The organism is Jiangella gansuensis DSM 44835 (assembly GCF_000515395.1).
Classification (GTDB): Bacteria; Actinomycetota; Actinomycetes; order Jiangellales; family Jiangellaceae; genus Jiangella; species Jiangella gansuensis.
In genome coordinates this window covers 2,698,376-2,720,728 of sequence record NZ_KI911782.1, presented here as the reverse complement: position 1 = coordinate 2,720,728, position 22,353 = coordinate 2,698,376, and the positions used below count along the sequence as shown (strand labels likewise).

The following is a 22,353-nucleotide window of genomic DNA, read 5'->3' as shown; positions in this document are numbered from 1 at the left end:
ACGCGGTGATCATGTTCCCTCGCGGTCACCCACGCGCCGCGAGGGAACATGATCAAGAAAAGTGCTGCACCGCGCTGCCGGTGTCCGCGCTCAGCTGGGCGAGCAGCGCGACGCGGGTGGCGAGCAGGCTCTGTGCCGTGGTGATCTCCGGCTCGAGGCCGGCGGCGAGGGCGTCGAAGAAGTAGGCCGTTGGCCGCTCGCCGGGCGGGAGCGGCTCGGACCACGGCGCCCGGTCATGGGTGGCGACGTGCAGGGAGTCGTAGGCCCAGTCCAGTTCGGCCGTGCCGTTGGTGCCGGTCAGCCGCATCCGGTAGTGGCCGTGCACGTCCGCCGCCTCCGGTGAGAGCCAGGACGCCTCGATGCTGGCGGCCACGGAACCGGCCCGGAGCAGGACGGCGACGTGGTCGTCGAACTCGGGGTGCTCCTCCGGGCCGGCATTGCCGGTGAGCGCGGTCACGGTGCCGGAGGTGGCGCCGGACAGGGTCAGCACGAGGTCGATGTCATGGACCGGGAGGTCGGCCGCGATGCCCCCGTAGGTCTCGCGGCGCAGGAACCACGGCGGGCGCGACGGCAGTTTCAGCTTGTGCGGGCCCGTGCTGGCCACCATGGCGAGCCGGCCGAGCGTCCCGTCGGCCAGCAGCCGCCGGGCCGCGATCGTCGCGGGGTAGAAGCGCTTCTCGAACATCACCGAGACGTGCCGGCCGCTTCGTGCCGCGGCCGCGGCGATCCGGTCGAGCTGGTCCAGGGAGGTGCACAGCGGCTTGTCGGCCAGGACGTGGGCGCCGGCGTCGAGGGCGGCCACCGCCGCGTCAGCACGGTGGGCGTACACGCCGGCGATCACGGCGACGTCGACGTCGTGGCGATCTAGCAGTCGCCGCGGGTCGTCGTACGTCGGCACACCGTCCGCACCGGCCAGGTGGGCGGCTCGGGCCGCCGGATCGGCCTCGGCCACCGCCGCGAGCGTCACGTCGTCGCGGCGAGCGGCCTCCTCGAGCGCGTAGCGCGCATGCGCGTGGGCGGCACCCAACACGGCCAGCCGGATCATCGCAGCTCCCCCGGCCGGACGCGGGCGCCGGACCGGGCGGCCTCGTAGATGGCGCACAGCAGCCGGACGGTCTCCACGGCGTCGACGGCGTCCGCGTCGTGACCACCGCCGGAGCGGATCGCCGCGACGACCTCGCGCCACATCCGCGCGTGGCCGGCGACGCCGATGGCCGCCGGGTCGGCGGCGCCGCTGGCCACCGCCTCGTCCGGTGGCGGCGGTGGCACGCCGGGCAGGTTCCAGCGCAGGACCTCGCCCTGACCCAGTTCCACCGCGCCGGCCGACGTGTGCAGCGCGACCGTGGCCGGGGCTCCCGGCGGCGTCGCCGTCGACGTACTGACCAGGCCCAGCGCGCCCGACGCGAACCGCAGCGTCGCGACGGTGGTGTCCTCGGCTTCGATGCCGTGACCGAGCGTCGCGTACTGCGCCGTCACCTCCTCGACCGGCCCGCACAGCCAGCGAAGGAGGTCGACGTTGTGCACACCCTGGTTCATCAGCGAGCCCCCGCCGCCGGTCATGGACGCCCGCCACGGCGCCGCCGCGTAGTAGGCGTCGTCACGAAGCCAGTGCACGTGTGTGGTCGCCAGCCGCAGCTCACCGAGCCGGCCGCCGACGGCCAGCTCCTTCAGGTACGCGTAATCGGGCTCGTACCGCCGCTGCGCGACCATGGTGACGAGCCGGCCGCGCTCGTGTTGCAGCTCGGCCAGCCGCCGAGCCTCGGCGACGGTCGTGGCCAGCGGCTTCTCCACGACCACGTGCCGGCCGGCCTCGACCGCCGCCGCCCCGAGCGCCGCGTGCGATGCGGTGGGCGAACAGACGGCCACGACGTCGACGCCGGGATGGCTCAGGACGTCCTCGGGGGTCAGCCTGACGGCGCCCGGCCAGCCGCACTCGGCCGCGGTTCCCGGTGCTCCGCCGCTGACGGCACGCACCTCGACCCCGTCGACCTGCCGGAGGGCGCGGGCGTGCGTCGTGCCGATGCTGCCGAGGCCGACGATTCCGATGCCGAGTTCCGCTGGCGTCACACGTCCTCCTGAGCTGCCATGCCGCTGCCGGAACCGGCCCAATCGCCGGATCCCGGCAGCCACTCTAATGGGCAGGCGGCTTGACCTGCAATCGGTTGCAGGTCAAGCTGGTGTTCGCACTTCTTTCGACATCTGGGGAGTCTCCGATCGTGACGCGCATCGGCTTCATCGGCACCGAGAACTCACACACCGACCACTTCATCCGATTCCTCAACACCGAACGTCGGCACCCCGGGTACACGGCGACGGCGCTGGCCGACGGTCACAGCGAGCGGAACGACAAGCTGCGCGCCGAGGGCGGCATCGAGCAGGTCGTGGACGAGCCGGCCGACCTCATCCCCCACGTCGACGCCGCGATCATCTCGACCCGCGACGGCGCCCGGCACCGCGAACAGGCCGAGCCGTTGCTGGCCGCCGGCCTGCCCGTACTCGTCGACAAACCGCTCGCCACCACCGTCGACGACGCCGTCGCGATCCTCGACGCCGCGGAGAGGACCTCTGCGGTGGTGGTGTCGTGCTCGGCACTGCGCTTCGTCCCGCAGATCGCCGAACTCGCCGACGACACCGGGCGCGGCCCGCTACGCCAGCTGAACATCGTCGGACCGGCCGACCCGGACAGCGAGTACTCCGGGCTGTTCTTCTACGGCATCCACCACGTCGAGGCCGCACTGGAGATCCTCGGCGACCCCGTCGTGGAGCCCGGCTCCGTGCATCCGACCGTGACGCGCCACGACGACACCACCATCGCCCAGGTGCGCATCGGCGACGTGGCGGTGATCTTCACGTTCGTCACGCCGGGCGACGGTCACCGCGTCCCGTTCCACGCCACGGCGACCGGAACCGCCGGCGTCGTCGCCCGTGAGCTCACGCTGAGCGGCGACTACAACGCACCCGCGCTGGACCGTTTCGTCGCCGCCATCGATACCGGCCGGTCCCCGGTCGGCCGCGGGCAGCTGCTCTCCCCCATCGTCGTCCTGAGCGCCGTCGTCGACGCGCTCCAGAAATGAAGGGACCGTTCGTGACCTCCTCCTCGCGCTTGCGCTTCGGTGTCATCGGCGTCGGCATCATCGGCCGGCTGCACGTCGAGCGGCTGCTCTCGCCGGAGTCGCCGGCCGACCTCGCGGCCGTCGCGGACGCATCTGCGGACGCGGCCGCCGCCGTCGGTGCTGAGTACGGGGTCGAGGCGGCGCCGTCGGTCGCCGCCCTCCTGGACCGTGCCGACGTCGACGCCGTCATCGTCGGCGTCCCGTCCGGCCTCCACGCCGGGGTCGCCGTCGCCGCACTCGACGCCGGAAAGCACGTCCTGCTCGAGAAGCCGATCGAGGTGACGGTGGACGCCGCCGATCGCATCATCGACGCCGAGAAGCGTTCCGGGAAGGTGCTGAGCGTGGTGAGCCAGCGCCGGTTCGCTGCCGAGCACCAGTTCCTGCACGGCCTGATCGCCTCCGGCGGGCTCGGCCGGATCACCACCGCCAACGTGGAGATCGCCCTGTGGCGGACGCAGGAGTACTACGACTCCGGCGCATGGCGCGGCACCTGGGCACTCGACGGCGGCGGCGCCCTGATGAACCAGGGCGTTCACCTCGTCGACCTCGCGCTCTGGCTGCTCGGCGACGTGGACGAGGTGTACGCACACAGCGGGCTGCTGGCTCACGAGCGGATCGAGGTGGAGGACGCCATCACCATCACGGCCCGGCTGCGCAGCGGAGCTCTGGTGACGTTCCTGGCCACCACCGCCGCGTACGACGGCCTCCCGCTGCGGGTCGCGATCACCGGCGACGGCGGATCGGCCGTGACGGTCTCGGAGAAGATCACCCACCTGGTCACCCGCGACGGGCTGGACATCCCCGAGTTCGACGCCGTCGACCAGCCCCTCGCCCAGCTCACCGACTTCGTCACGGCGGTCGAGCAGGGCACGCCCCCGCTGGCGACCTCGGCTCAGGCGCGCGCCGCGGTGTCGTTCATCGAAGCCGCGTACACGTCGGCCCGAACCGGTCAGCCGGTCAAGCCGCGCTGACCGCCTCCGCCCTCCGCCAGCCCCAGCCGGGGCCGGCGGAGGGCGCATCGTTCGTGTTGGTCAGGCCAGACCGGTCGCTGCCACCGCGTCGACGTGGACGGTGTACGAACCGTGCCTGCGGATCAGGCTCGCCGGGCAGTCCGGTCCGATCGGGCCGGTCAGCGCGGCGGTCACGGCCGCCGCCTTCCGCTCCCCCAGCACCGTCGCGACCAGCGTCCCGGCGCTGAGAAGGGCCGGAACGGTCAACGTGATGGCGGTCCGCGGTACGTCGTCGATGTGGTCGAACTGCCCGTCGTCGACCTGCTGGCGGCGCGACTGCGGCGTCAGGTCGACCGTCCGGACGGCTCGCGGGTCGTGGGCGTCGGTCATGCCCGGCTCGTTGAAGGCGATGTGCCCGTTGACGCCGAAACCGAGGCAGGTGACATCGATCGGCGCCGCCCGGACCACGGCCTCGTACCGCGCCGCCTCCGTCTGCGGGTCGGCGGCCGGATCGATACGGTCGAACGACGCGAGCTCCGCGACCGGGAGCCGCTCGGCCAGCCAGGCCCCGAAGCCACGCGGATCGTCCGGGTCGATACCGATGTACTCGTCCATGTGCAGGCACTGGACCCGGGACCAGTCGATCCGGGAGTCGCTCGTGAGACCGCGCAACATGGCGTCCTGGGACGGCGCGCTGGCGAACACCACGCGTGCCCGCCCGGCGGCGCTGATCGCCGCGACGACGGCGTCGGCGGCGGCGCGTGCGGCCGCGGCACCGGCCTCGTCGGCGGTCGGCGAGACGGTCACGCGGGTACCGCCGGCGGTGGGGATCGTCGTCATCACTCCGTTGCCTCGTGTCTCTCGAAGGTCGTCGGGACCTCGGCCGGCGTGCGTCGTCATGCGAGCCAGGTGTCGAGGTGCGCCGCGACGAAGTCGTCGTCGCGAAGGTGCGGGTAGGCCGCCCAGATCCGGTCGATCTCGGCGAGCTGACCGGGCGACATCCGCTCGCGCGGATCCAGGCACCAGGTGCCGGCCAGCAGACCCTGGCGGCGCAGCACCTCGTGGATGCCGGGGACGCATCCGGCGAAGCCGCCGGCCACGTCGAAGATGGCGCCGTTCGCATCGGTCAGCGGCCCGTCGATGGCGTCCAGCGCCAGCCGGGCCGCATGATCTCCGTTCCTGGCCTGCCGGGCCAGCTCGAGGATCTCGACGGCCCGGTGCGTCCACACCGACCACTGGCCGAGCAGCCCGCCCGCGAACCGGACTCCCGGCCCGTTGGCGTGGGCGAATGTGGCGACCAGGTCGCCGACGATGTGGTCGTCGTTGCCGGTGTAGAGCGTGACCTGGCCACCGCGCTCCGATGCGGCGATGCCACCCACGATGTCCAGCGTGGCATACCGGTCGAACGGCGCGGCCTTCACGCCCACGACGCTGGGGATGTCCGCCAGCCGCGTCCAGTAGTCGCGGGAGTGCCGCCGGCCGCCGACCGCGGGCTGGAGGGCGAAGCCGACCACCGGCAGGACTTCGCCGACCGCTCGAGCCCGGTCGAGGAGCTCGTCCTCGCTTCGGTCGCCGACACCGTACGGAGCGAGGAGGACCGCGTCGTATCCGAGCGACGCGGCCAGTTCCGCCTCCGCCACGGCCTGGCCGGTCTCGCCGACCACGCCGGCCACCAGCACCAGGTCCGGGTCCCCTTCGCTGCGGGCCGTCGCCGCCACCAGTTCGAGCACCGGCCGCAGCAGATGAGTGTGCGTGGTGTGGATCGCGAACTGAGTCGAGTGCACGGCCGCGGCGACACCGCCCGCTCCGGCCGCGAGGTAGTACCGGACGAGCGTTCGTTGCCGTCGCTCGTCGAAGGCCAGATCCGCGGTCAGCGCCAGCGGCATGGCCGGGATCACCGTGCCGGCGGCGAACGTGTCGAGCGGCGACATCAGAACCTCCCGTCCCGCACCTGGAACTTGGTCGGCTTGTCCAGGACCGCTCCGCCGGACAGCAGCCATTCCGCCACGTCGCGCACGAGTTCGTCGGGGCTGCGCCCCGGATAGCCGAACAGGTCGTGGCACCGGGCGGCGTCGGCCAGCAGCGCGGTCGGGGCCTCCTCACCGGCCACGGTGACCTCGCGTTCCAGGGCGGCGCCGAGCTTCTCGGCCAGCCGGCGCACGGACAGCGTCTCCGGGCCGGTGAGGTTCAGGACCAGCTCGGGCGTGGACGCCTGCCGCAACGCCCGCAGGATGACCTCGTTCGCGTAGCCCTGCCAGACGATGTTGACGTAGCCCGTGGTGACATCGACCGGGTCGCCGGCCAGGATCTGCCGGCCCAGATCGACCAGGATCCCGTAGCGCATCTCGACCGCGTAGTTCAGCCGGATCAGCGCCAGCGGCATGTCGTGCTCGCGGGCGATGTGGGTGAGGATCCGCTCGCGGCCGAGGCAGGACATCGCGTACTCCCCGACCGGCCCCACGGGGTCGGACTCACCCGCTCCGCCCGATCCGGTGGGCACCAGGGGGTACACGTTCCCCGTGGAGAGCGCGACGAACCGCGATGACCGGTAGCGCGTGGCGACCTTCCCCGGGAGGTAGGTGTTGGTGGCCCAGGTGGCGTGCTCGTTGCCCTGCGTGCCGAACTTCGCGCCGACGAGGAAGATCACGTTCTCGGCGTCCGGCAGCGCGGCGAGCGCGGCGTCGTCGGCGACGTCGGCGGTGATGACATGCGCACCCGCGGCCCGCAACTCGTCGGCCACCACGGGGTCGCCGAAGCGCGACACCGCGTGGACCGTCGCCGGCGATCCTGCCTCCGCCAGCGCCCGCAGGGCCAGCATCACGAGGCTCGGCCCCAGTTTCCCGGCGGCACCGAGGACGACGATGTCACCCGTCGTCGCCCTCAGGTCGTCCACCAGCGCCTGACTCGGGGTCGTCAGGGCCTCGTGGAGTTCGGACAGCGTCTTCATGGACACCTCACCGTCGTCGATCCGGTTGTGCCCACAGGATAGATGCAAGCGGTTGCAAAGCCAACTGCGTCAGCTGCTGCACGTCAGAATCGATCACGTTCGGCATGGGTCTTCCCGCCGCGCCATGGATGCATGCCTGGTGGCGCGGGAGTAGGCCTGCGGGTCACGTCACTCGTCTCGGGGCCGTTCCGGACGGTGATAACGCCAGAGTTCGACCGCGTGGCGAGTGACGTGCTCCGAAAAGGGTGCGCAGTAGGCGGGCGCGGCCACCTGCCTGCCAGCCGCCACCGGGAACGGTGTGAGATCGCTGCTCGCCACGATGTGACAACACTGTCGCCAAAGGACAGCAACGTCCCATCGTTCCAGGCAGCGATCTCACATCCCCTTCCCACCGAGCAGCCCTGCCCGGCCGATGACACCCCCGGATGTTCCAGAAGAACCGAAAAGGATCACGGTCGGTATGAGTGTTCCCACGTCGGTAGGGATGCTTGCCTACTGAAGCGGGAGTACGGGAGCGGAGTCGCGCGGCCCGCGCCTTCGCGCGGTTCGCGTTTTGGTACGCGATATCGCTCCATGAACCGGCACACATGGACTCGCGAGGGATGAAATCGCGTGCCAAGGGCGCCGATATCGCGTGCCATGGTCACGGAGCGGGCGACAACGCGTCGGTCAGCAGCGCGACGAGCGTCTCCAGCTGCATGTCGGCCGCGGACGGCACCTCGTCGTCCGAACCGTCCAGAGCCCGGGCGGCGAGCCCGGCCTTGCCGTCGATGAGTTCGGCGATCTTCGTGTCGAGGGTCTGCGCGGCAATGATGCGCCAGGCTGTGACGGGTTCCGACTGGCCGATGCGGTGCACGCGGTCGATGGCCTGCGTCTGCTCGGCGGCGGACCAGGAGAGCTCGGCGAGCACCAGGTTCGATGCGACCTGCAGGTTGAGGCCCACGCCGGCAGCGGTCAGCGAGCAGACCGCCACCGCGACCTCGGGATCGTTCACGAAGGCGTCGATGTTCTTCTGCCGCGCCGACGCGGTCTGTTCGCCGCGGATCGACGCGTAGCGCAGGTCACGCTCGGCGAACGTCTGCTCGGCGAGGTCCATCACGTCGACATGCTTGGCGAAGAAGACGACCTTGCCGACGCTGCGGGCCAGCTGTGCGGCGTAGTCCGCGGCCAGGCCGGCCTTGGCCTGCCCGATGCGCCGGATCATGCGGAACACGTTCTCGCCGGTCTTCGACGTAGCGGTATCGGCCAGTTCCCAGCCGGCGACCTGGCGCACGAGGTCGTGGTCGATGCCCGGAACGACCTCGCCGGACGTCCGGGTCGCGAGCGCGTTGCGATAGCGGGCGACGAGCCGGTCGGCGAGCTCGCGCTCGGCGTCGCGGATCGAACGGCCCACGGCGTCGTCGAGCTCGACCGGCAGGTCGGCGACCCGCCGGGCGGGGATGTCGGCGGCCACGTCGACCTTGCGGCGGCGCACGATCCCCATGTCGATCACTCGGGCGCGGGCGGCCGCATAGAACCCGTGATCGGCCGGTGTGAGGCCGGTGTCCTCGAGCGCCTCCATGAGTTCGGCCTGCGGCTTCTTCTCGTCGATCCAGCCGAGGAACTGCCAGATGGCACGGAAATCGTCGATGTCGTTGATCAACGGCGTGCCGGTGAGCGCCATCAGGAGCGGGCGCACGGTGCGGGTTCGGATCTGCTCGGACAGCGACAGGACGTGCTGGGAGCGTTGGGACTTCTTGTTCTTGATGAAATGTGCCTCGTCGACGACCATGCCGCGCAGACCGAGGCCGCCGAGCCAGCCGACATGACGGTCCAGCACCTCGTAGTTGACGACGATGATGTCGGCGAAACCGTCGATCGTGTCGCCGTCACCGTGGATCACGGTGGCCCGGTGGTTCGGCGTCCACAACTCGGCCTCACGAGCCCAGTTGGTCTTGACGACGTTCGGGACGACGACGAGCAGCGGGTAGGCGTCCGCGGCCTGCGCGGCCAGCAGTGCCTGGGCCGTCTTGCCCAGGCCGGGCTCGTCGGCGAGCAGGAACGTCCGGTGCCCGGCCTCGGCGGCGGCGACCAGTCGCGCCTGGTGGGGCATCAGCTCCAGGTCGCCGGGCACTCGCACGGCGGAGGCGTCGGGAAGGGCCATGCATGCCGACGCCCCGCCGGAGGCGTACTCGAACGAGTTGAGCAGGGGGCCGATCAGCTCCCAGGTGGCCAGCCGGCGCGGCCGCGGCGCGCGCGGCTCGCGGGCGCCTGCGGACGCGAAGTCGGGGGCGAGGAAAGGATTGGCGAGTTGCCGGGAGACGACCGACTGCGGCACCACCTGACGCTTCGCGGTGGTGGTGGCTGCCGGCACGTTGACGACTTCGTCCTCCTCCGGTTCCCTGCCGGCCGCGATCAGCATGTCGCGCTTCAGTGACCTGGCCGCGTCGCTGACGACGGCGTCCTCGGCGAGCAGCGCGAGCAGCGACGAGTCGCGGGCGGCGGCCTTCGCCAGGATGGTCGCGACGCCGTCGAGGCGCTTGAGCAGCTTCTCCGCGCCGGCGGTGTCGCGCGTCGTGGCGTCGGCCTTGACACTCGCGCGTTCCTCACGCACCAGAAGAGCAACGACCTGGAACTTCGTGCGTCCCGACGGCGTCAACGGGCCGCGCTGGACAGCCGTCTCGACCTCACGGACGGCACGCGCGAGCACCGGCATGATGCCTTCGTCGTCCTGAGCGCGACCACGACGCCGGGCTCGGTTAGCGCCGGGCCGGCGGTGGGCGTCTCTAGCCAATCGCTCCTCCTCCTCCTCGTGGAGTGCCAGGCTCGCCAGTGGTGGCGATAGCCGAAGCCGTACCCGGGCTCGGGCCGGAAATGCCGATGCGGGAGCGAGCCTTCGGGGGCTCGCTCCGCGTCCGCAGTGCGGACACTCCGGCCATCAGCCGGATGCCGCGTCACCAACCGCAGTGAAGAGAACACGCGCTCATCGCGCTTCACCGCGAGGCGGGTACTACCCAAGACTACCGCTACCAGGCCCAAAGTGACGCCGCGGCGCTCCGAACGCTCTGCACTCACCAAGACCTCAGCTGGGTGAACGACGTGCGCCCGTAGGCGTATTCCCGGCTCGGCGCTGGCGTCCGTGACGTCATTCGACGACGGCGCCGGTCCAGCCCAGGCGGGCCGACGCGTTGCTGGTAGCCGCCAGCAGTTGGGCGAGTAGTGCACGCGGGTCGATGCGCGTTTGTTCCGCGGGGCCGCCGATCACAGCCAGCGCGGCGACCACCTCGCCGCGTGCGTCGCGCACGGGCGCGGCGACCGTCAGTCCCGTTGTGGGGTGCTCACCATGAGCCTGGGCGATGCCGGAGACCCGCAGCTTCTCGAGCTCGCCCAGGAGGGCCGCGCGGTCGAGTGGGCTCGAACCGCGGGTGCTGGACGCAACCCTGTTCAGCACCCCGTCGAGTTCGGTCGGCTTCATGCTGGCCAGCAAGACCTTGCCGGCCGCCGTGGCGTGGAGGGGAAGGGTGCTGCCGACCTGGACGAGACCCGCGAAGCGGTCTGTGTGGTCGGCCACGTCGATGACGAGGCCGGCGCCGTCGTCGAGGACGACAGCGTAGGCAGTGCTCTTCGCTGCGGTCGCGAGAGCGCGCACCGGCTCGTGCAGGGACGCGGTGATGTCGCGGCTCTCGAGGGCGAACGCGGCCAGGTCGAAGAGCCGGTGTCCGAGCCGGTAGTCGGACGTGCCGACGCGCGACACGACGTGGTGTTGCTGCAGAACCGTCAGCAGCCGCAGCACGGTGGACTTGTGGACGCCCAGGGCCTGCGAGAGCTCGGTCAGCGTGGTGCGACCCGCCACGATCTCGTCGAGGATGCGCAGGCCGCGATCCAGGCTCTGGCTCATTGCACGCCCTCCTGCAGGCTCACCGGACCGGTCGGATGCTCACGGGCGCGGGCCTCGATCCCGGCGATGATGGTCTTCATCAGCCGGTCCCCCAGCGCCGGCCCGCCCCGTTCGGCGCCGAGGCCGGCGAGCGCCGCCCCGACGACGGGAGGCACCGACGTGCGAGCGATCGAAATCCCCGGGAGAAGGAGATGGAACTGCTCGTCGACCCGCTGGTCGAGCCGGCGATGCCCCCGGGTGAGCAGGGAGCCGGCCAGGATCGCGTCGCTTCCGGCCGGGTTCACGCGGGCGCGTTCCATGGCCGCCTTGGCCATGGTCACGATCTCGTCGGCGAGCCGATCCACGAGTTCGCGTGCGACCCGGTCGCCTTCGTCGTCGGCCGCGAACACCAGGTCGGCCAGGCCTGGCAGCTCCGCGTCCAGGGTTCCCTCCGCACGGCATGCGATCAAGGCCTCACGCACGGTGGAACGGCCCAGATGTGCCGCGACGTAGTACCGGAGGGTCGTCTCCGGCCCACGCAGGTCTTCCGCACGCGACGCGGCGTACAGCACCTCTCGGCCCAGGCCGATGCGCCCGCCCCACTCCCCCGACACCACGCCGAAGGCGAGATAGCCGGCGGTCTTCCCGGTGGCAGAGCGGGCGATGGCGTTCATGCCGTCGTCGGCCAGCACCGCGACACCGGAGGGGCGGCGCAGGCCCGCCCAGAGGATCCCGTGGATGTCGTTGTCGACGTCGAGGTCCGAGCCCGGGAACCGGCCCGCCAGCCGCTGCTGGAGCTGCCGGCGGTCGGCCGCGGTGTCGGCGCCGGCGATGAAGACGACGACCCGGCGGACCTCGACGGCCGGGCTCAGTCCCGCCGCGGCGAAGGTCGCGTCGGCGAGTTCGCCGATGACCCGGGCAGACTCCTCGAAACCCACGTGCTGCGGCGATGCCGTGCGGGTGGACCTGCTGGCCAGCACGGTGCCGTCCGGACCGACGAGCACGCACTGGGTCTCCAGGTGGCCGCCGGCGATGCCGAGGAACATCACCGGCTCCGGACCGTTCGCGCTGATCGCCATCACGTGACCACACCCTCCGCCGCCGCCGGATCCCGGCGGGCGTCCTGCCACTGCTGCTCGAGTCGCGAACGCTCGACGTCCGGCAGGCCCCCGGGCAGCGCATGAGCGAGCGCGCCGGCCACCGGCGGCACCCGCAGGCGCACCGGGCGGGATGTCGGATCGACACGACGCAACGCGTCGTCGATCAGCGTATCGAGACGGGGGCGCCCACCGGTGAGCACGCCGCCGGCCAGCACGACGCTCGCCGCGGCTCCGCGTAGCGCCGTCCGGTCGAGCATGACGCGGGTCATGGAGGCGACCTCCTCGGCGAGCCGGACGACGAGCGAGACGGCCACCGGATCTCCCTCCTCATCAGCGCGGAACAGCACCTCCACCAGATCCGCCAGCCGCAGCTCGGCGATGCGCCCGGACTGCAACGAGACCGCGACCTCCTCCACCTCGCGCACGCCGAAATGCCGCCTGGTGAGCTCCGCCAGCCGGGTGCGGGGACCGCGGCCGTCCTCGGCGCGGATCGCGTGCCACAGCACGGCTCGCCCGAGGCCGAGTCCTCCGCCCCAGTCGCCGGAGCGGACACCCAGCGACAGGAACGACGCGCGTTGCCCTGCCGGGCCGAGCCCGACCGCGTTGATACCCGCACCACAGACCACCGCGACTCCGGGTGATCCGCCCGTTCCGGCATGCAGCGCCGCCACGACGTCATTCTCGACCCGCACCCGCGCGTCCGGCCACTGCGGCGCGAGCACGGCCTGGAATCGCGGGGCGTCCTCAGGCAGGTCGAGGCCGGCGAGGAACGCGCTGACGGCGACGACGGGCGTCTCCCTGGCATCGGCCCCTGCCAGGGCGGACCGGATGAGCCCGCCGATCACCCGGGCGGCCTCCTGGTCGCCCAGCTTGTCGGGGGAGCTGCCCGGCCCCCGGACCACACCGAGGACCCGGCCCGACGACGTCGCCAGCGCCACGTCGGTCTTGGAGTTGCCCCCGTCGACGCCGACGACCAGCGGCTCCGTCACGCCCATGCCAGGTGCTCACTGTTCTCGTGGATCAGGCGGTCGGCCAATTGCTCCGCGAGCGACCACTGCCCGATCAACGGGTGCGCCAGGAGAGCATCGACGACGCGCCGCCGGCCGCCGCGCACCGCCGCGTCCACGGCGAGCTTCTCGTACGCCGAGACGTGCGCGATGAGGCCGCGCACCGACGGCGGCAGCGCCGGCGTGGGGAGGAACCGGATATGGCCCCCGCCCACTTCGGCGTTCGCTTCGATCACAGCTTCCGATGGGAGGAAGTCGAGGGCTCCGGCGTTGCGGGCGTTCACCGCATGCACGCCGCTCCCCGAACCGAGCAAGGACGACATGAGCTGTACGGCCGACTCCGAGTACAGGGCCCCGCCGCGGCGACTGAGTGCCTCCGGCTTCTGGTCGACACTCGGATCGGCGTAGTGGTCCAGCAGCTCACGTTCGATTCGCATGACCTCCTCGGCGCGCGACGGGCCGTCGAGCAGCTCACGCAGCACGTCGTCATGGTGGTAGTAGTACCGCAGGTAGTACGACGGAACCATGCCCAGATGGTCGATCACCGCCGCCGGCAGCGTCACCCGGTGCCCGATGTCCTCCGACCGCGTGGCGATCAGCCGAGGTAGGACGTCCTCGCCTCGGTGGTCTACTGCGGCCTCCCACGTCAGGTGGTTGAGGCCGACATGTGCCGAGCGCACCTCATCCGGTTCGGTCTCGAGCAGGCGGGCGAAGAAGTGCTGCATGCCGATCGCGACATTGCACAGGCCGACCGCGCGGTGCCCCTCGTCGAGGAGCGCCCGGGTGACGATGCCCACCGGATTGGTGAAGTCGACGATCCACGCGTCGGGCGCGTGCTCGGCCACCTGAGCGGCGATGTCGAGAACCACCGGCACGGTGCGCATCGCCTTGGCCAGGCCGCCGGCGCCCGTCGTCTCCTGGCCGATGCATCCGGACTCCAGCGGAAAACTCTCGTCGTTCGCCCTGGTCCGCTGGCCGCCCACCCGGATCTGGATGAGCACGACGGTCGCGCCGTCGAGCGCGCCGCGAAGATCCTCCGTGTACGCCAGCCGGTAGGGCCGCCCACCGGCTCGCAGCATCCGCTCCCCCATCCCGGCGATGAGCGCGAGCCGGTCCGTCGCGGGGTCGACGAGCACCACCTCGTCGATCGGCAGTGACTCGTGCTGGCGGGCGAATCCGTCGATCAGCTCGGGGGTGTAGGTCGACGCTCCGCCGACCACGACGATCTTCATCGTTGCCTTCGTACCTCTCGTTGTTCTCGCTCGGGCAGGCGGCCGTGCAGCCCGGGGCTCCCTAGCGGAAGCGAAGGATCATCTCGATCTCCACCGGCTGGTTCAGTGGCAGGTTCGACGTCCCCATCGCGGACCGGGCGTGGCGCCCGCGCTCGCCGAAGACCTCCACCAGCAGGTCCGAGCAGCCGTGCACAACCGCCGGTTGGTCGTGGAAGTCGTCGGCGCTGTTCACCAGCGCGAGGAGCTTGATGATGCGGTCCACCCGGTCCAAGCTGCCCAGGTGGTCGCGCACCGAACGCAGGAGCTGGACCCCGGTCGCCCGCGCCGCCGCGTACCCGTCCTCCAGGGATACCTCGGCGCCGACCCGGCCACGGAACAGCAGCGTTCCGTCGTTGTCCTCCGGACCGTGCCCGGACACGTAGAGAATGTTGCCGTCCTCGACGCACGGCACCACGCCGCCCCGCTGCGGGACCTTGGTGGGCAGGTCGACGCCGAGGTCGCGTACGCGTTGCTCGAAGCTCATGGTTCTTTCTCCCTTTCCGAGTTCGGGTTTCAGTGGTCGTCGTCCTCGGTGGCGCCGAACTTCGACAGCCACGGCGAGGAACGGAACTCGTTCCGGCCGTCGTCGAACGGCGCGAGGATCTCGCCGCCGACGACCGTCAGCCGGTGAACGAAGCGTTGGGTGAGCTGGATGCGAACGCCGGTGGAGTCCTGCTTCCAGCGGTCGGTCGGCTCGAGCGCGAGGACGGCGACATCCCCCGTCGCTCCCGGTTCGAGCCGGCCGAGGTCGGGCCGTGAGATCGCCGCCGCGGGCCGCCGGGTCGACCGGTCGAGCACCTCCTCCAGGGGCATGCCGAGCGCCAGGAACATCTCCATCACGGTGAGCATGCTCTTGACCGGTCCGCCGACGTTCTCGGCGTGCAGGTCCGACGAGAGCGAGTCCGGCAGCAGACCCTCGTCCAGCGCCTGCTGGGTCACCCGGTGCGACATGCTGGCCACCCCGTGGCCGACGTCCAGCAGCACCCCGCGTGCCACCGCGTCGCGGACCTCCGGCCGCACGCGGCCGTCCGAGCCGATGATCCGCCCGCCGGCGTGCGGGTGGAAACAGTGCGTGAGGAGGTCGCCGGCACGCAGGTACGGCAGCACCTCGGGCAGGGTGGGCGGCGCCATGCCGATGTGGATCATCAGCGGCACCTGGAGCTCGTCCGCGGCCTCCCTCGCCTGGGGCAGCACCACGGGGGCGTTGTCGCCGAGCGCATTGGAGCTGGCCCGCACCTTGATGCCCTTGATCTCGCCCGGGAACTCCTCGGCCGCGCGGAGCACGGCCCGCAGATCGGCGAAGGCGGGGTCCCACAGTTCGCCGACCTCGCGGGTCAGCATGCCCGCGGGTGCCAGCCCGATGTAGGACATGTTGAGGAAGGGCACGACGCGCGCCCGGCTGCGGTCGCGGACATGCAGCAACAGGCCCTCGAACGTGCCGGCACCGCTCGTGCCGGCATCGACCCAGGTGGTCACGCCGCTGCGCGCGGCCGTCTTGTCCGGGTTGACGCCCAGCCTCGCCGATCCGAGGTAGACGTGGGTGTGCAGGTCGATCAGGCCGGGAACCACGAGCGCGCCGTCGGCGTCGACGGTGTCGCGCGCCGGCGGGGCGGTGGCCGGATCGCCGACATAGGCAATCCGGCCGTCCCGGATCCCGACGGACGCGTCGGCGAAGCCCTCCGGTGTGTAGACACGACCGTTGACGATCGCCAGGTCCACGTCAGGGGTCGGGTGTCCGTTCACTTCTCCCCCTCGATCAGCGCACGCAGGGCCTCTACGACGACGGCGATCAGGTGTTCCTCCTCGTCGGGCAGGACGGAGTACGGATTGACGAAGGCCCGGTGCGAGCGCGGGTCGTCCACGCCGATCGCGACGGCGGGATCGCCGGCGGCCAGCCGGCGTTCCAGGTCCGCCGCCGTGGTGCCGGCCTCCGCGGGCCATTCGAGGAACAGCCGCGGGCAGGTCTGGCCGAGCCGGCCCGTCGGAACGATCCACGTCCGTAGGCCGGGGATGGCGGCCAGCCGGGCCTGGTACCCGGCGAGCAGATCCACCCAACGCTGGTACTCCCCGTCCCAGTCCAGCTTCACCGCCCGCTCGACTGCGGCGAGCAGACCCAGCACGTTCTCCTTGCTGCTCTTCATCGACCGGCCGACGGAGTGGTGCGGATAGGAGTTCGCGGCGCAGGCGGCGACGAGATCCTCGCGGCCGAGGATGAGCCCGGTGGACTGCGGGCCGCGCAGTCCCTTCCCTCCGCTGAAGATCACGAGGTCCGCGCCGCGGTCGAGATAGTGGGTGAGATTGCCGGCCGGTGGGAATTGCGCGGCGGCGTCGACGATCACCGGCACGTCGTGTGCGTGGGCGGCCGCGGCGACGTCCTCCAGCGGCGGGGCACACCGTTCGAACTCGGTTCCGGCGAAGTAGAGCGCCGCCGCCGTCCACGGCCCGATTCCGGCCGCGACCGCCCACGGCGGGGTCGAGTCGGCATGGCCCACCTGGACGAGCGTGGCGCCGGCGGCGAGGACGGCGCGGTCGTAGCTGTTGCGCTGTGCCGCGAGGATGACCACTTCGGAGGGCCGGCCGCGGGTGTCCGGGAGCAGGCCGACGGCGGCCGGGTCGGTGCCCGTGATGCATGCGGCCACCGACACCGCGAGGCCCGCCGCGGCGCCGTTCACGACGTGCGCGGCGGGCGCCCCGGTCAACAGGGCGATCCGGCGGTCCACCGCGCCGAGCAAGGCACCGATGTCGACGTGATGCGCCGCTGCCGCCGACATCGCGGCGACCACCTCGTCGGGCAACCGTCCACCGCCCCAGGCGGTGTAGGTGTCGGCCGCGTTGATGACACGCCGGATCCCGAGGTCGTCGTAGATCCGCGCCGTCTGTGGTGCCGGTCCGGTCATCGCCACGTCAACCTCTCCACGGCGTCGTCGTCGATGTCCACGCCGATGCCCGGACCGTCCGGCAACGGCATCGAGCCGTCCTTGGTCTCGAGCCGCGCGGCCAGAATGTCGTCCAAGTGCATTGCGTACGTCGAGTCCGACGCCAGGCCGATGGCCGGCGTCGCCGCGACGACCTGCAGCATCATGGCGGTCTTCACACCCAGGTCCCAGCCACAGTGATGCGCCAGCGGGATGTGGAACGCAGCACCGACCGCGGCCAGTTCCAGCAGCCCGCCGACGCCACCCGCGGCCTCGATGTCGACCACCGCAGCGTCGATGCTGCGCTCCGATGCCGCCCGGGCCACCCCGCCGGCCGTGTAGGCGTCCTCGTTGATGGCGATGGGCACGAGGCCGCGCTCCACGAGAGCACGGTGCCCGGCGTAGTCCCCGACCGGCAGCGGCTGCTCGATGTACTCGATGGGGAAGGCGGCCGCCTCCCGCAGGAACGTCAGGGCGGTGATCCGGTCATAGGCCTGGTTGGCGTCGAGCCGCAGTCGCAACCGACGGCCGGTCGCGTCGACGATGGCCTGGATCCGTTCCAGGTCGGCGTCGAGATCGGTACCGACCTTCGTCTTGAACGCCCGCCAACCGCCGTCCAGCGCGCGCCGAGCGACGTCGGCACTGGTGGCGGCGTCGGTGATGCCCAAGCAGAACGCGACGTCGACGCGGTCGCGAACCGGACCGCCGAGCAGGTCGGCTACGCGGCGGCCCATGCTCCGGGCGGTGACGTCCCACAGTGCCATCTCCGCGGCACACGCCAGGGCCCGTCGGCCGAACTGCGGCCAGTACGGCGCGTCCACCCGGTCCATGGTGGCGCGGATGCGCGTCGCGTCCTGGCCGACGAGGGCGGGCTCGATCCAGTGCTTCACCAGCGCGACGTCCACCGCTCGGTCGAAGCCGGTGTTCATCTCGCCCCACCCGCTGATGCCGTCGTCGGTGCGGACCCGCACCAGCAGGCTCTGCGCCGTCGTGACACCGTGCGCGTCCTGGCTGCCCGCGTACGGGGCGATACCGCCGTCGGCGATGAGCCGAACGGGGACCTGGACGTGGAAGGCGTCGACGCCGATGATCGTCGAACTCATACTCCTGGTGCCTCTCTTCGTGTGATGCGCTCGACGTCCTCCGGTTCTAGGCGAGCGAATGCCTGCACGCCGAGTCCGCCGTCGACGGGGACGACCGCTCCGGTCAGCGGCGGGCCACCGGGCGTGCCGAGCCAGGCGATGACCGTGGCGACGTCGTCGGGCTCGGCCGGCGCTCCCCACGGGATCAGCCGCGCGACCTCGTCCCGGTGCCAGTCGGCTCGCTCGCCCTCCCGGGACAGCCAGTCGTCCCATCGCTGGGTCCGGGTGAAACCGGGCGCGACGGCGTTGACCCTCACGCCGTCCGGTGCCGCGTCGAGCGCCATCGCCCGGGTGAGGTTCTCCAGGCCGCCCTTCGCGGCGGCGTAGGCCACCTGTCCCGGCAACGGGCGCTGCCCGTGGACGGAGCTGACGTTGACCACCGAGCCGCCGGGCTTGCGCAGGTACGGCCACAACGCCTGGGTGAGCAGGAACGGTGCGGTGAGGCTGACGTCCATGACGCGCTGCCAGTCGGCGCGTGACAGGTCACCGAAATGCGCCTCCGCACCGATGCCGGCGTTGTTGACGAGCAGGTCGAGCTGTCCGAACCGGCTGGCGACCCGCTGTGCGATCACGCCTGCCGCGTCCTCGGCCGCCACGTCCACGGTGAGCCTCGATACGGCGCCTTCGCCCGAGTGGGCCGCAGGGACCGGCTCCACGTCGCACGCCAGGACCTCGAAGCCGCGGCGCGTGAGGGCGCGGACTGTCGCCGCTCCGATGCCGTGGGCCGCCCCCGTCACCACCGCACGGCTCATCCCTTCACCGCCCCGGCCGACATGCCCTGGATGAAGTAGCGCTGGACGAAGAGGAACGCGATGGTGATCGGCAGTGAGATGACCGTCGCGGCCGCCATCGTGGCGCCCCAATCGACCTGGAACTGACCGGCGAAGTCGGTCAACGCGACCGGCGCGGTCCGTGAGCTCGTCGACCTCGACACCACCGAGGCGAAGACGAACTCGTTCCACGACTGCAAGAAGGAGAACAGGCCCAGCGCGATGATGCCCGGCCCGGCCACCGGCAGGACCACGGAGCGCACCGCTCGCAGCCGCGTGCATCCGTCGATCATGGCAGCCTCTTCCAGCTCGACCGGCACGCTGCGTACCGTGGACGTGGCCATCCAGGTGACCAGCGGCAGGACGATCGTCAGATGGGTGACGACCACACCCGGGATCGTGTCGACCAGGTCCATCGAGGACACGATCTGGAACAACGGCAGCAACAGGACGGTCACCGGTAGCAACTGACCGAGCAGGAGGGCGATCGAGACCGGCCCAGTGCCGCGAAACCGGATCCGGGCGATCGCATAGCCAGCGGTCCCACCGACCACCAGGGTGATCGCCGCCGTCAGAGCCGCGGCCAGCACGCTGTTGCCGATGGCCCGCGGCATGTCCGACGACGTGAAAACGTTCACGTAGTGGTCGAAGGTCGGCGACGACGGGAACAGCTCGGCTGGGATGCGGAAGATCTGGTCGCTCGGTTTGAGTGACGTGGCGAGCATCACCACCACGGGCAGCAGACCGAAGACCGCGAGGGACCCGAGCACGAGGTACGAGACGCCGGCTCCCAGCCGAGCCAGCATCGGCGTCCCGAGACGGCGCCCCCGAATCCGGCGGCGCGGTGCGGTGTCCAAGGCCGTCATCGCTGCGGGTCCTTCCGGGTGCGTCGCACATAGAGCGCGGCGATGGTCATGGTGATGAGCAGCTGGATCGTCGCGAGGACGTGGATCGCTCCTTCGTCGCCCTGGAGGAAGTACTGGTACAGCTGCACCGGGAGGATGTTCGTCGCCCCCGCCGGCCCGCCGCCGGTCATGACCCACACCGGCAGGAACGAGTTCAGCGTCCAGACCGTCACGATCAGCGTCACGATGAAGGCGATGTCCGCGATGCTCGGCAGCACGATGCTCCGGAACGTGCGTACGGGTCCGGCGCCGTCCATCCGGGCCGCCTCGTAGAGCTCCTGCGGGATGGTCTGCAACCCGGCCGAGATCATCAGCATCACGAACGAGAACGTCGCCCACACGTGCACCAGCACCACGGCCAGCAGGGCGACCCGCGTGTCGGTCAGCCATCCGACCGGTTCGTCGAGGATCCCCGCCGACATCAGCAGGGAGTTCAGCACACCGTAGTCGCGGCTGTAGAACCACTTCCAGGCCGTCGCAGCGACAACCGTGGGCGTGATCCACGGGATCAGCAGGATCGCCCGCCATACACCCTTCAGCTTCACCAGCCGGTGCTGAAGAGCGAGCGCACCGGCGATGCCGAACGCCAAGGAACCGAGCGTGCCGGCAACGACCCAGATGGCGGTGTTCGTGAGCAGCTGGCCGAAGGCCGGATTCGCCGCGATCCGCTGGAGCCGGTCCCAGCCCTGCGCCGAGATCGCGCCGATCAGGATCGTGGCCAGCGGCAACACGGTCAGGACGGCCATCACGACGATGCTGGGCAGCGTCAGCGACCATCCGACCAGGTTGCGACGGCGCGCAGCCGGGTTCGTCCGCAGCGCTCGTGCTGTCATGGTTTCGCCCTTCTCGTGCGCCGGGAGGGCACGCGGCGCGCGCCCTCCCGTTCACACGACGTCATCGAACCCGCAGCACCTGCTCGGCGTGCTGGATGATCGACTCGTTCGCCTCCGCCGGCGACTGGTTGCCCAGCGCGAGGTTCTGCAGGGCGGCGTGGATGGTCGGGACGAGGTCCTCCCAGCCGGCGTAGGCCGGGCGGCTCTTGGCGTACTGGCCGTGCTGCTCCAGGAACGGCGCGAAGAGAGGGTCCTGGAACCGCTCCGCGTCGGCGGCGCTCTCGCGGGCCGGGAAGGTCTCGGTCATCAGCGCCTGGCTCTCGGGCTGAGCCAGGAACTGCGCCAGCGCCTTGACCTCATCCGGGTGCTCCGTCCCCTCGGGAACGATGAGCGAGAACCCGTCGGCGCTGACGGTGCCCGGGCCGTCCGGCCCCGGCCACATCGCCGTCCCGACGTTGATGCCCGCCTCTTCGATCGGCTTGACCGCGTACGCACCTTCGAAATAGAACGCGAGCTGTCCGTTGATCAACAGGTTCTGCAGGTCGGTGTTGGTGGCTTCCAGAGACGACGGCGTGACGTAGCCCTCCTCGAAGCCCTCGGAAAGGACCTCGAGTGCGGCCTGCGAAGCGTCCTCGTCGATCGACACCGAACCGTCGTCCGACTCGGTGAAGTCGCCGCCCTGGCTGTAGTACTCGTTCAGCCAGCGGACTCGGGCGTTGTTCGCGTCGCCGAAGGGCCAGCCGTAGGCGTACGTGCCGAGATCCTGGATCTTCTCGGCCGCGTCCTGCAGCTCGGCCCACGTCGTCGGCGGTGTGTCGATGCCGGCCTCGGCGAACAGATCGGCGTTGTACACCATCGATCCGGCGTCCCAGCGGAACGGGACGCCGTAGATGCTGTCGTCGTGGCTCGCCGTCGAGATGGCCGCCTCGTAGAAGTCGTCCAACGGCATCTCGTCGTCGTACCAGTCCGTCAGGTCCAGCAGCTGCCCTTCCGCGGCGTACACGGGAATGCGCGAGGTCAGCTCGGTGATCAGATCCGGAGTGTCACCGGAATCTAGCGCCACCCGGATCTGGTTCGCCATGGAATCCCATGTGGTGCGCACCGTCTTGACCTCGATGTCGGGGTGGGTCTCGGCGAACTCGTCGAGCAGTTGTGCCGCCGCGTCCTCATCCCAGTCCGGGACCCACCACTCGATGGTCACCGACCCGTCGGCGCTCTCGTCGTCGCCACACGCGGCCACCGATGCGGCCACGCACAGGACGGCGGCCATCGCCGTCAACCTCCGAACTCGCACGTGCATCCGTCCTCCATCATCGCCGCAGGCGGTTCGCTGACACTCGTCCCAGCACCCACCGGATTTGGCGTTGCATATTATGCAACGTGATTGGAAATCTGGCCGCCATGATGGCAACGGCAATCTCGGGCTGTCAACGGTTTCGTGCTCACTTCGCCGAAATATTGCGCTATGTGCAATAGTGATCTCGAATGATCGGATCAAGCTGTGCATACCGTGAACAAGCCGTGATGCGATTGCCGCAATTGTC

20 protein-coding genes are annotated in these 22,353 nt (G+C 70.8%); 2 read left to right on the top strand and 18 right to left on the bottom strand.

Going from position 1 to position 22,353, the window contains the following annotated elements; translation table 11 throughout:
- Nucleotides 1–52: 52 nt before the first annotated feature.
- Entirely contained in the window at nt 53–1,045 is a 993-nt protein-coding gene (locus tag JIAGA_RS0113135; RefSeq protein ID WP_026876012.1) for a Gfo/Idh/MocA family protein, read from the bottom strand.
- Nucleotides 1,042–2,067: a Gfo/Idh/MocA family protein gene (locus tag JIAGA_RS0113130; RefSeq protein ID WP_211239641.1), complete on the bottom strand. Its 1,026-nt coding sequence runs from the start codon at nt 2,065–2,067 to the stop codon at nt 1,042–1,044. Before JIAGA_RS0113130 ends, JIAGA_RS0113135 begins: the two co-directional genes overlap by 4 nt.
- 149 nt (nt 2,068–2,216) lie before the next feature.
- Here JIAGA_RS0113130 and JIAGA_RS29550 point away from each other — a divergent pair, with 149 nt between their 5' ends.
- Both JIAGA_RS29550 and JIAGA_RS0113120 read left to right on the top strand, forming a co-directional pair.
- Nucleotides 2,217–3,074, top strand: a complete 858-nt coding sequence (locus tag JIAGA_RS29550; RefSeq protein WP_035812501.1) for a Gfo/Idh/MocA family protein — start codon at nt 2,217–2,219, stop codon at nt 3,072–3,074.
- An 11-nt stretch (nt 3,075–3,085) separates the two neighbouring features.
- Nucleotides 3,086–4,084, top strand: a complete 999-nt coding sequence (locus JIAGA_RS0113120; RefSeq protein ID WP_169738863.1) for a Gfo/Idh/MocA family protein — start codon at nt 3,086–3,088, stop codon at nt 4,082–4,084.
- Between the two features lie 60 nt (nt 4,085–4,144).
- On the opposite strand, the gene JIAGA_RS0113115 is transcribed toward JIAGA_RS0113120, so the two are convergent.
- The 16 genes from JIAGA_RS0113115 to JIAGA_RS0113040 form a co-directional block, all read right to left on the bottom strand.
- On the bottom strand, nt 4,145–4,903 hold the full coding sequence (locus JIAGA_RS0113115; RefSeq protein WP_035812500.1) for a 6-phosphogluconolactonase: 759 nt from the start codon (nt 4,901–4,903) through the stop codon (nt 4,145–4,147).
- A 56-nt stretch (nt 4,904–4,959) separates the two neighbouring features.
- Entirely contained in the window at nt 4,960–5,994 is a 1,035-nt protein-coding gene (locus JIAGA_RS0113110; RefSeq protein WP_026876008.1) for a dihydrodipicolinate synthase family protein, read from the bottom strand.
- Nucleotides 5,994–7,010, bottom strand: coding sequence for an NAD-dependent epimerase/dehydratase family protein (locus JIAGA_RS0113105; protein WP_026876007.1), 1,017 nt, complete (start codon nt 7,008–7,010; stop codon nt 5,994–5,996). Before JIAGA_RS0113105 ends, JIAGA_RS0113110 begins: the two co-directional genes overlap by 1 nt.
- Before the next feature lie 643 nt (nt 7,011–7,653).
- Complete coding sequence (locus JIAGA_RS0113100; protein ID WP_425402785.1) at nt 7,654–9,102, bottom strand: DEAD/DEAH box helicase; 1,449 nt, start codon at nt 9,100–9,102, stop codon at nt 7,654–7,656.
- A gap of 1,032 nt (nt 9,103–10,134) precedes the next feature.
- Nucleotides 10,135–10,887: an IclR family transcriptional regulator gene (locus tag JIAGA_RS29545; protein ID WP_051426038.1), complete on the bottom strand. Its 753-nt coding sequence runs from the start codon at nt 10,885–10,887 to the stop codon at nt 10,135–10,137.
- Entirely contained in the window at nt 10,884–11,945 is a 1,062-nt protein-coding gene (locus JIAGA_RS0113090; protein WP_026876005.1) for an N-acetylglucosamine kinase, read from the bottom strand. The genes JIAGA_RS29545 and JIAGA_RS0113090 overlap by 4 nt, the downstream gene beginning before the upstream one ends.
- Entirely contained in the window at nt 11,945–12,961 is a 1,017-nt protein-coding gene (locus JIAGA_RS29540) for an N-acetylglucosamine kinase (RefSeq protein ID WP_051426037.1), read from the bottom strand. Before JIAGA_RS29540 ends, JIAGA_RS0113090 begins: the two co-directional genes overlap by 1 nt.
- Nucleotides 12,952–14,205: a 6-phospho-beta-glucosidase gene (locus tag JIAGA_RS0113080; protein WP_026876004.1), complete on the bottom strand. Its 1,254-nt coding sequence runs from the start codon at nt 14,203–14,205 to the stop codon at nt 12,952–12,954. The genes JIAGA_RS29540 and JIAGA_RS0113080 overlap by 10 nt, the downstream gene beginning before the upstream one ends.
- Before the next feature lie 61 nt (nt 14,206–14,266).
- Entirely contained in the window at nt 14,267–14,728 is a 462-nt protein-coding gene (locus JIAGA_RS0113075) for a RidA family protein (RefSeq protein WP_026876003.1), read from the bottom strand.
- A gap of 29 nt (nt 14,729–14,757) precedes the next feature.
- A complete protein-coding gene (locus tag JIAGA_RS29535) occupies nt 14,758–15,987 on the bottom strand; it encodes an amidohydrolase/deacetylase family metallohydrolase (RefSeq protein WP_157553118.1) in 1,230 nt (409 codons plus the stop codon).
- Nucleotides 15,984–17,141, bottom strand: coding sequence for an aminotransferase class V-fold PLP-dependent enzyme (locus tag JIAGA_RS29530; protein ID WP_245597264.1), 1,158 nt, complete (start codon nt 17,139–17,141; stop codon nt 15,984–15,986). The genes JIAGA_RS29535 and JIAGA_RS29530 overlap by 4 nt, the downstream gene beginning before the upstream one ends.
- Nucleotides 17,138–18,262 carry a mandelate racemase/muconate lactonizing enzyme family protein gene (locus JIAGA_RS0113060; RefSeq protein WP_051426034.1) on the bottom strand — a complete coding sequence of 375 codons (1,125 nt, stop codon included), beginning with the start codon at nt 18,260–18,262 and terminating at the stop codon, nt 17,138–17,140. Before JIAGA_RS0113060 ends, JIAGA_RS29530 begins: the two co-directional genes overlap by 4 nt.
- Nucleotides 18,259–19,053, bottom strand: a complete 795-nt coding sequence (locus JIAGA_RS29525) for an SDR family NAD(P)-dependent oxidoreductase (protein ID WP_084469655.1) — start codon at nt 19,051–19,053, stop codon at nt 18,259–18,261. Before JIAGA_RS29525 ends, JIAGA_RS0113060 begins: the two co-directional genes overlap by 4 nt.
- The gene (locus JIAGA_RS0113050; RefSeq protein ID WP_084469654.1) at nt 19,050–19,937 is read right to left on the bottom strand and encodes a carbohydrate ABC transporter permease; all 888 of its coding nucleotides are present in this window, start codon (nt 19,935–19,937) and stop codon (nt 19,050–19,052) included. The genes JIAGA_RS29525 and JIAGA_RS0113050 overlap by 4 nt, the downstream gene beginning before the upstream one ends.
- Nucleotides 19,934–20,809 carry a carbohydrate ABC transporter permease gene (locus tag JIAGA_RS29520; RefSeq protein WP_051426032.1) on the bottom strand — a complete coding sequence of 292 codons (876 nt, stop codon included), beginning with the start codon at nt 20,807–20,809 and terminating at the stop codon, nt 19,934–19,936. Before JIAGA_RS29520 ends, JIAGA_RS0113050 begins: the two co-directional genes overlap by 4 nt.
- A 61-nt stretch (nt 20,810–20,870) precedes the next feature.
- A complete protein-coding gene (locus tag JIAGA_RS0113040) occupies nt 20,871–22,109 on the bottom strand; it encodes an ABC transporter substrate-binding protein (protein WP_169738862.1) in 1,239 nt (412 codons plus the stop codon).
- Nucleotides 22,110–22,353 lie beyond the last annotated feature (244 nt).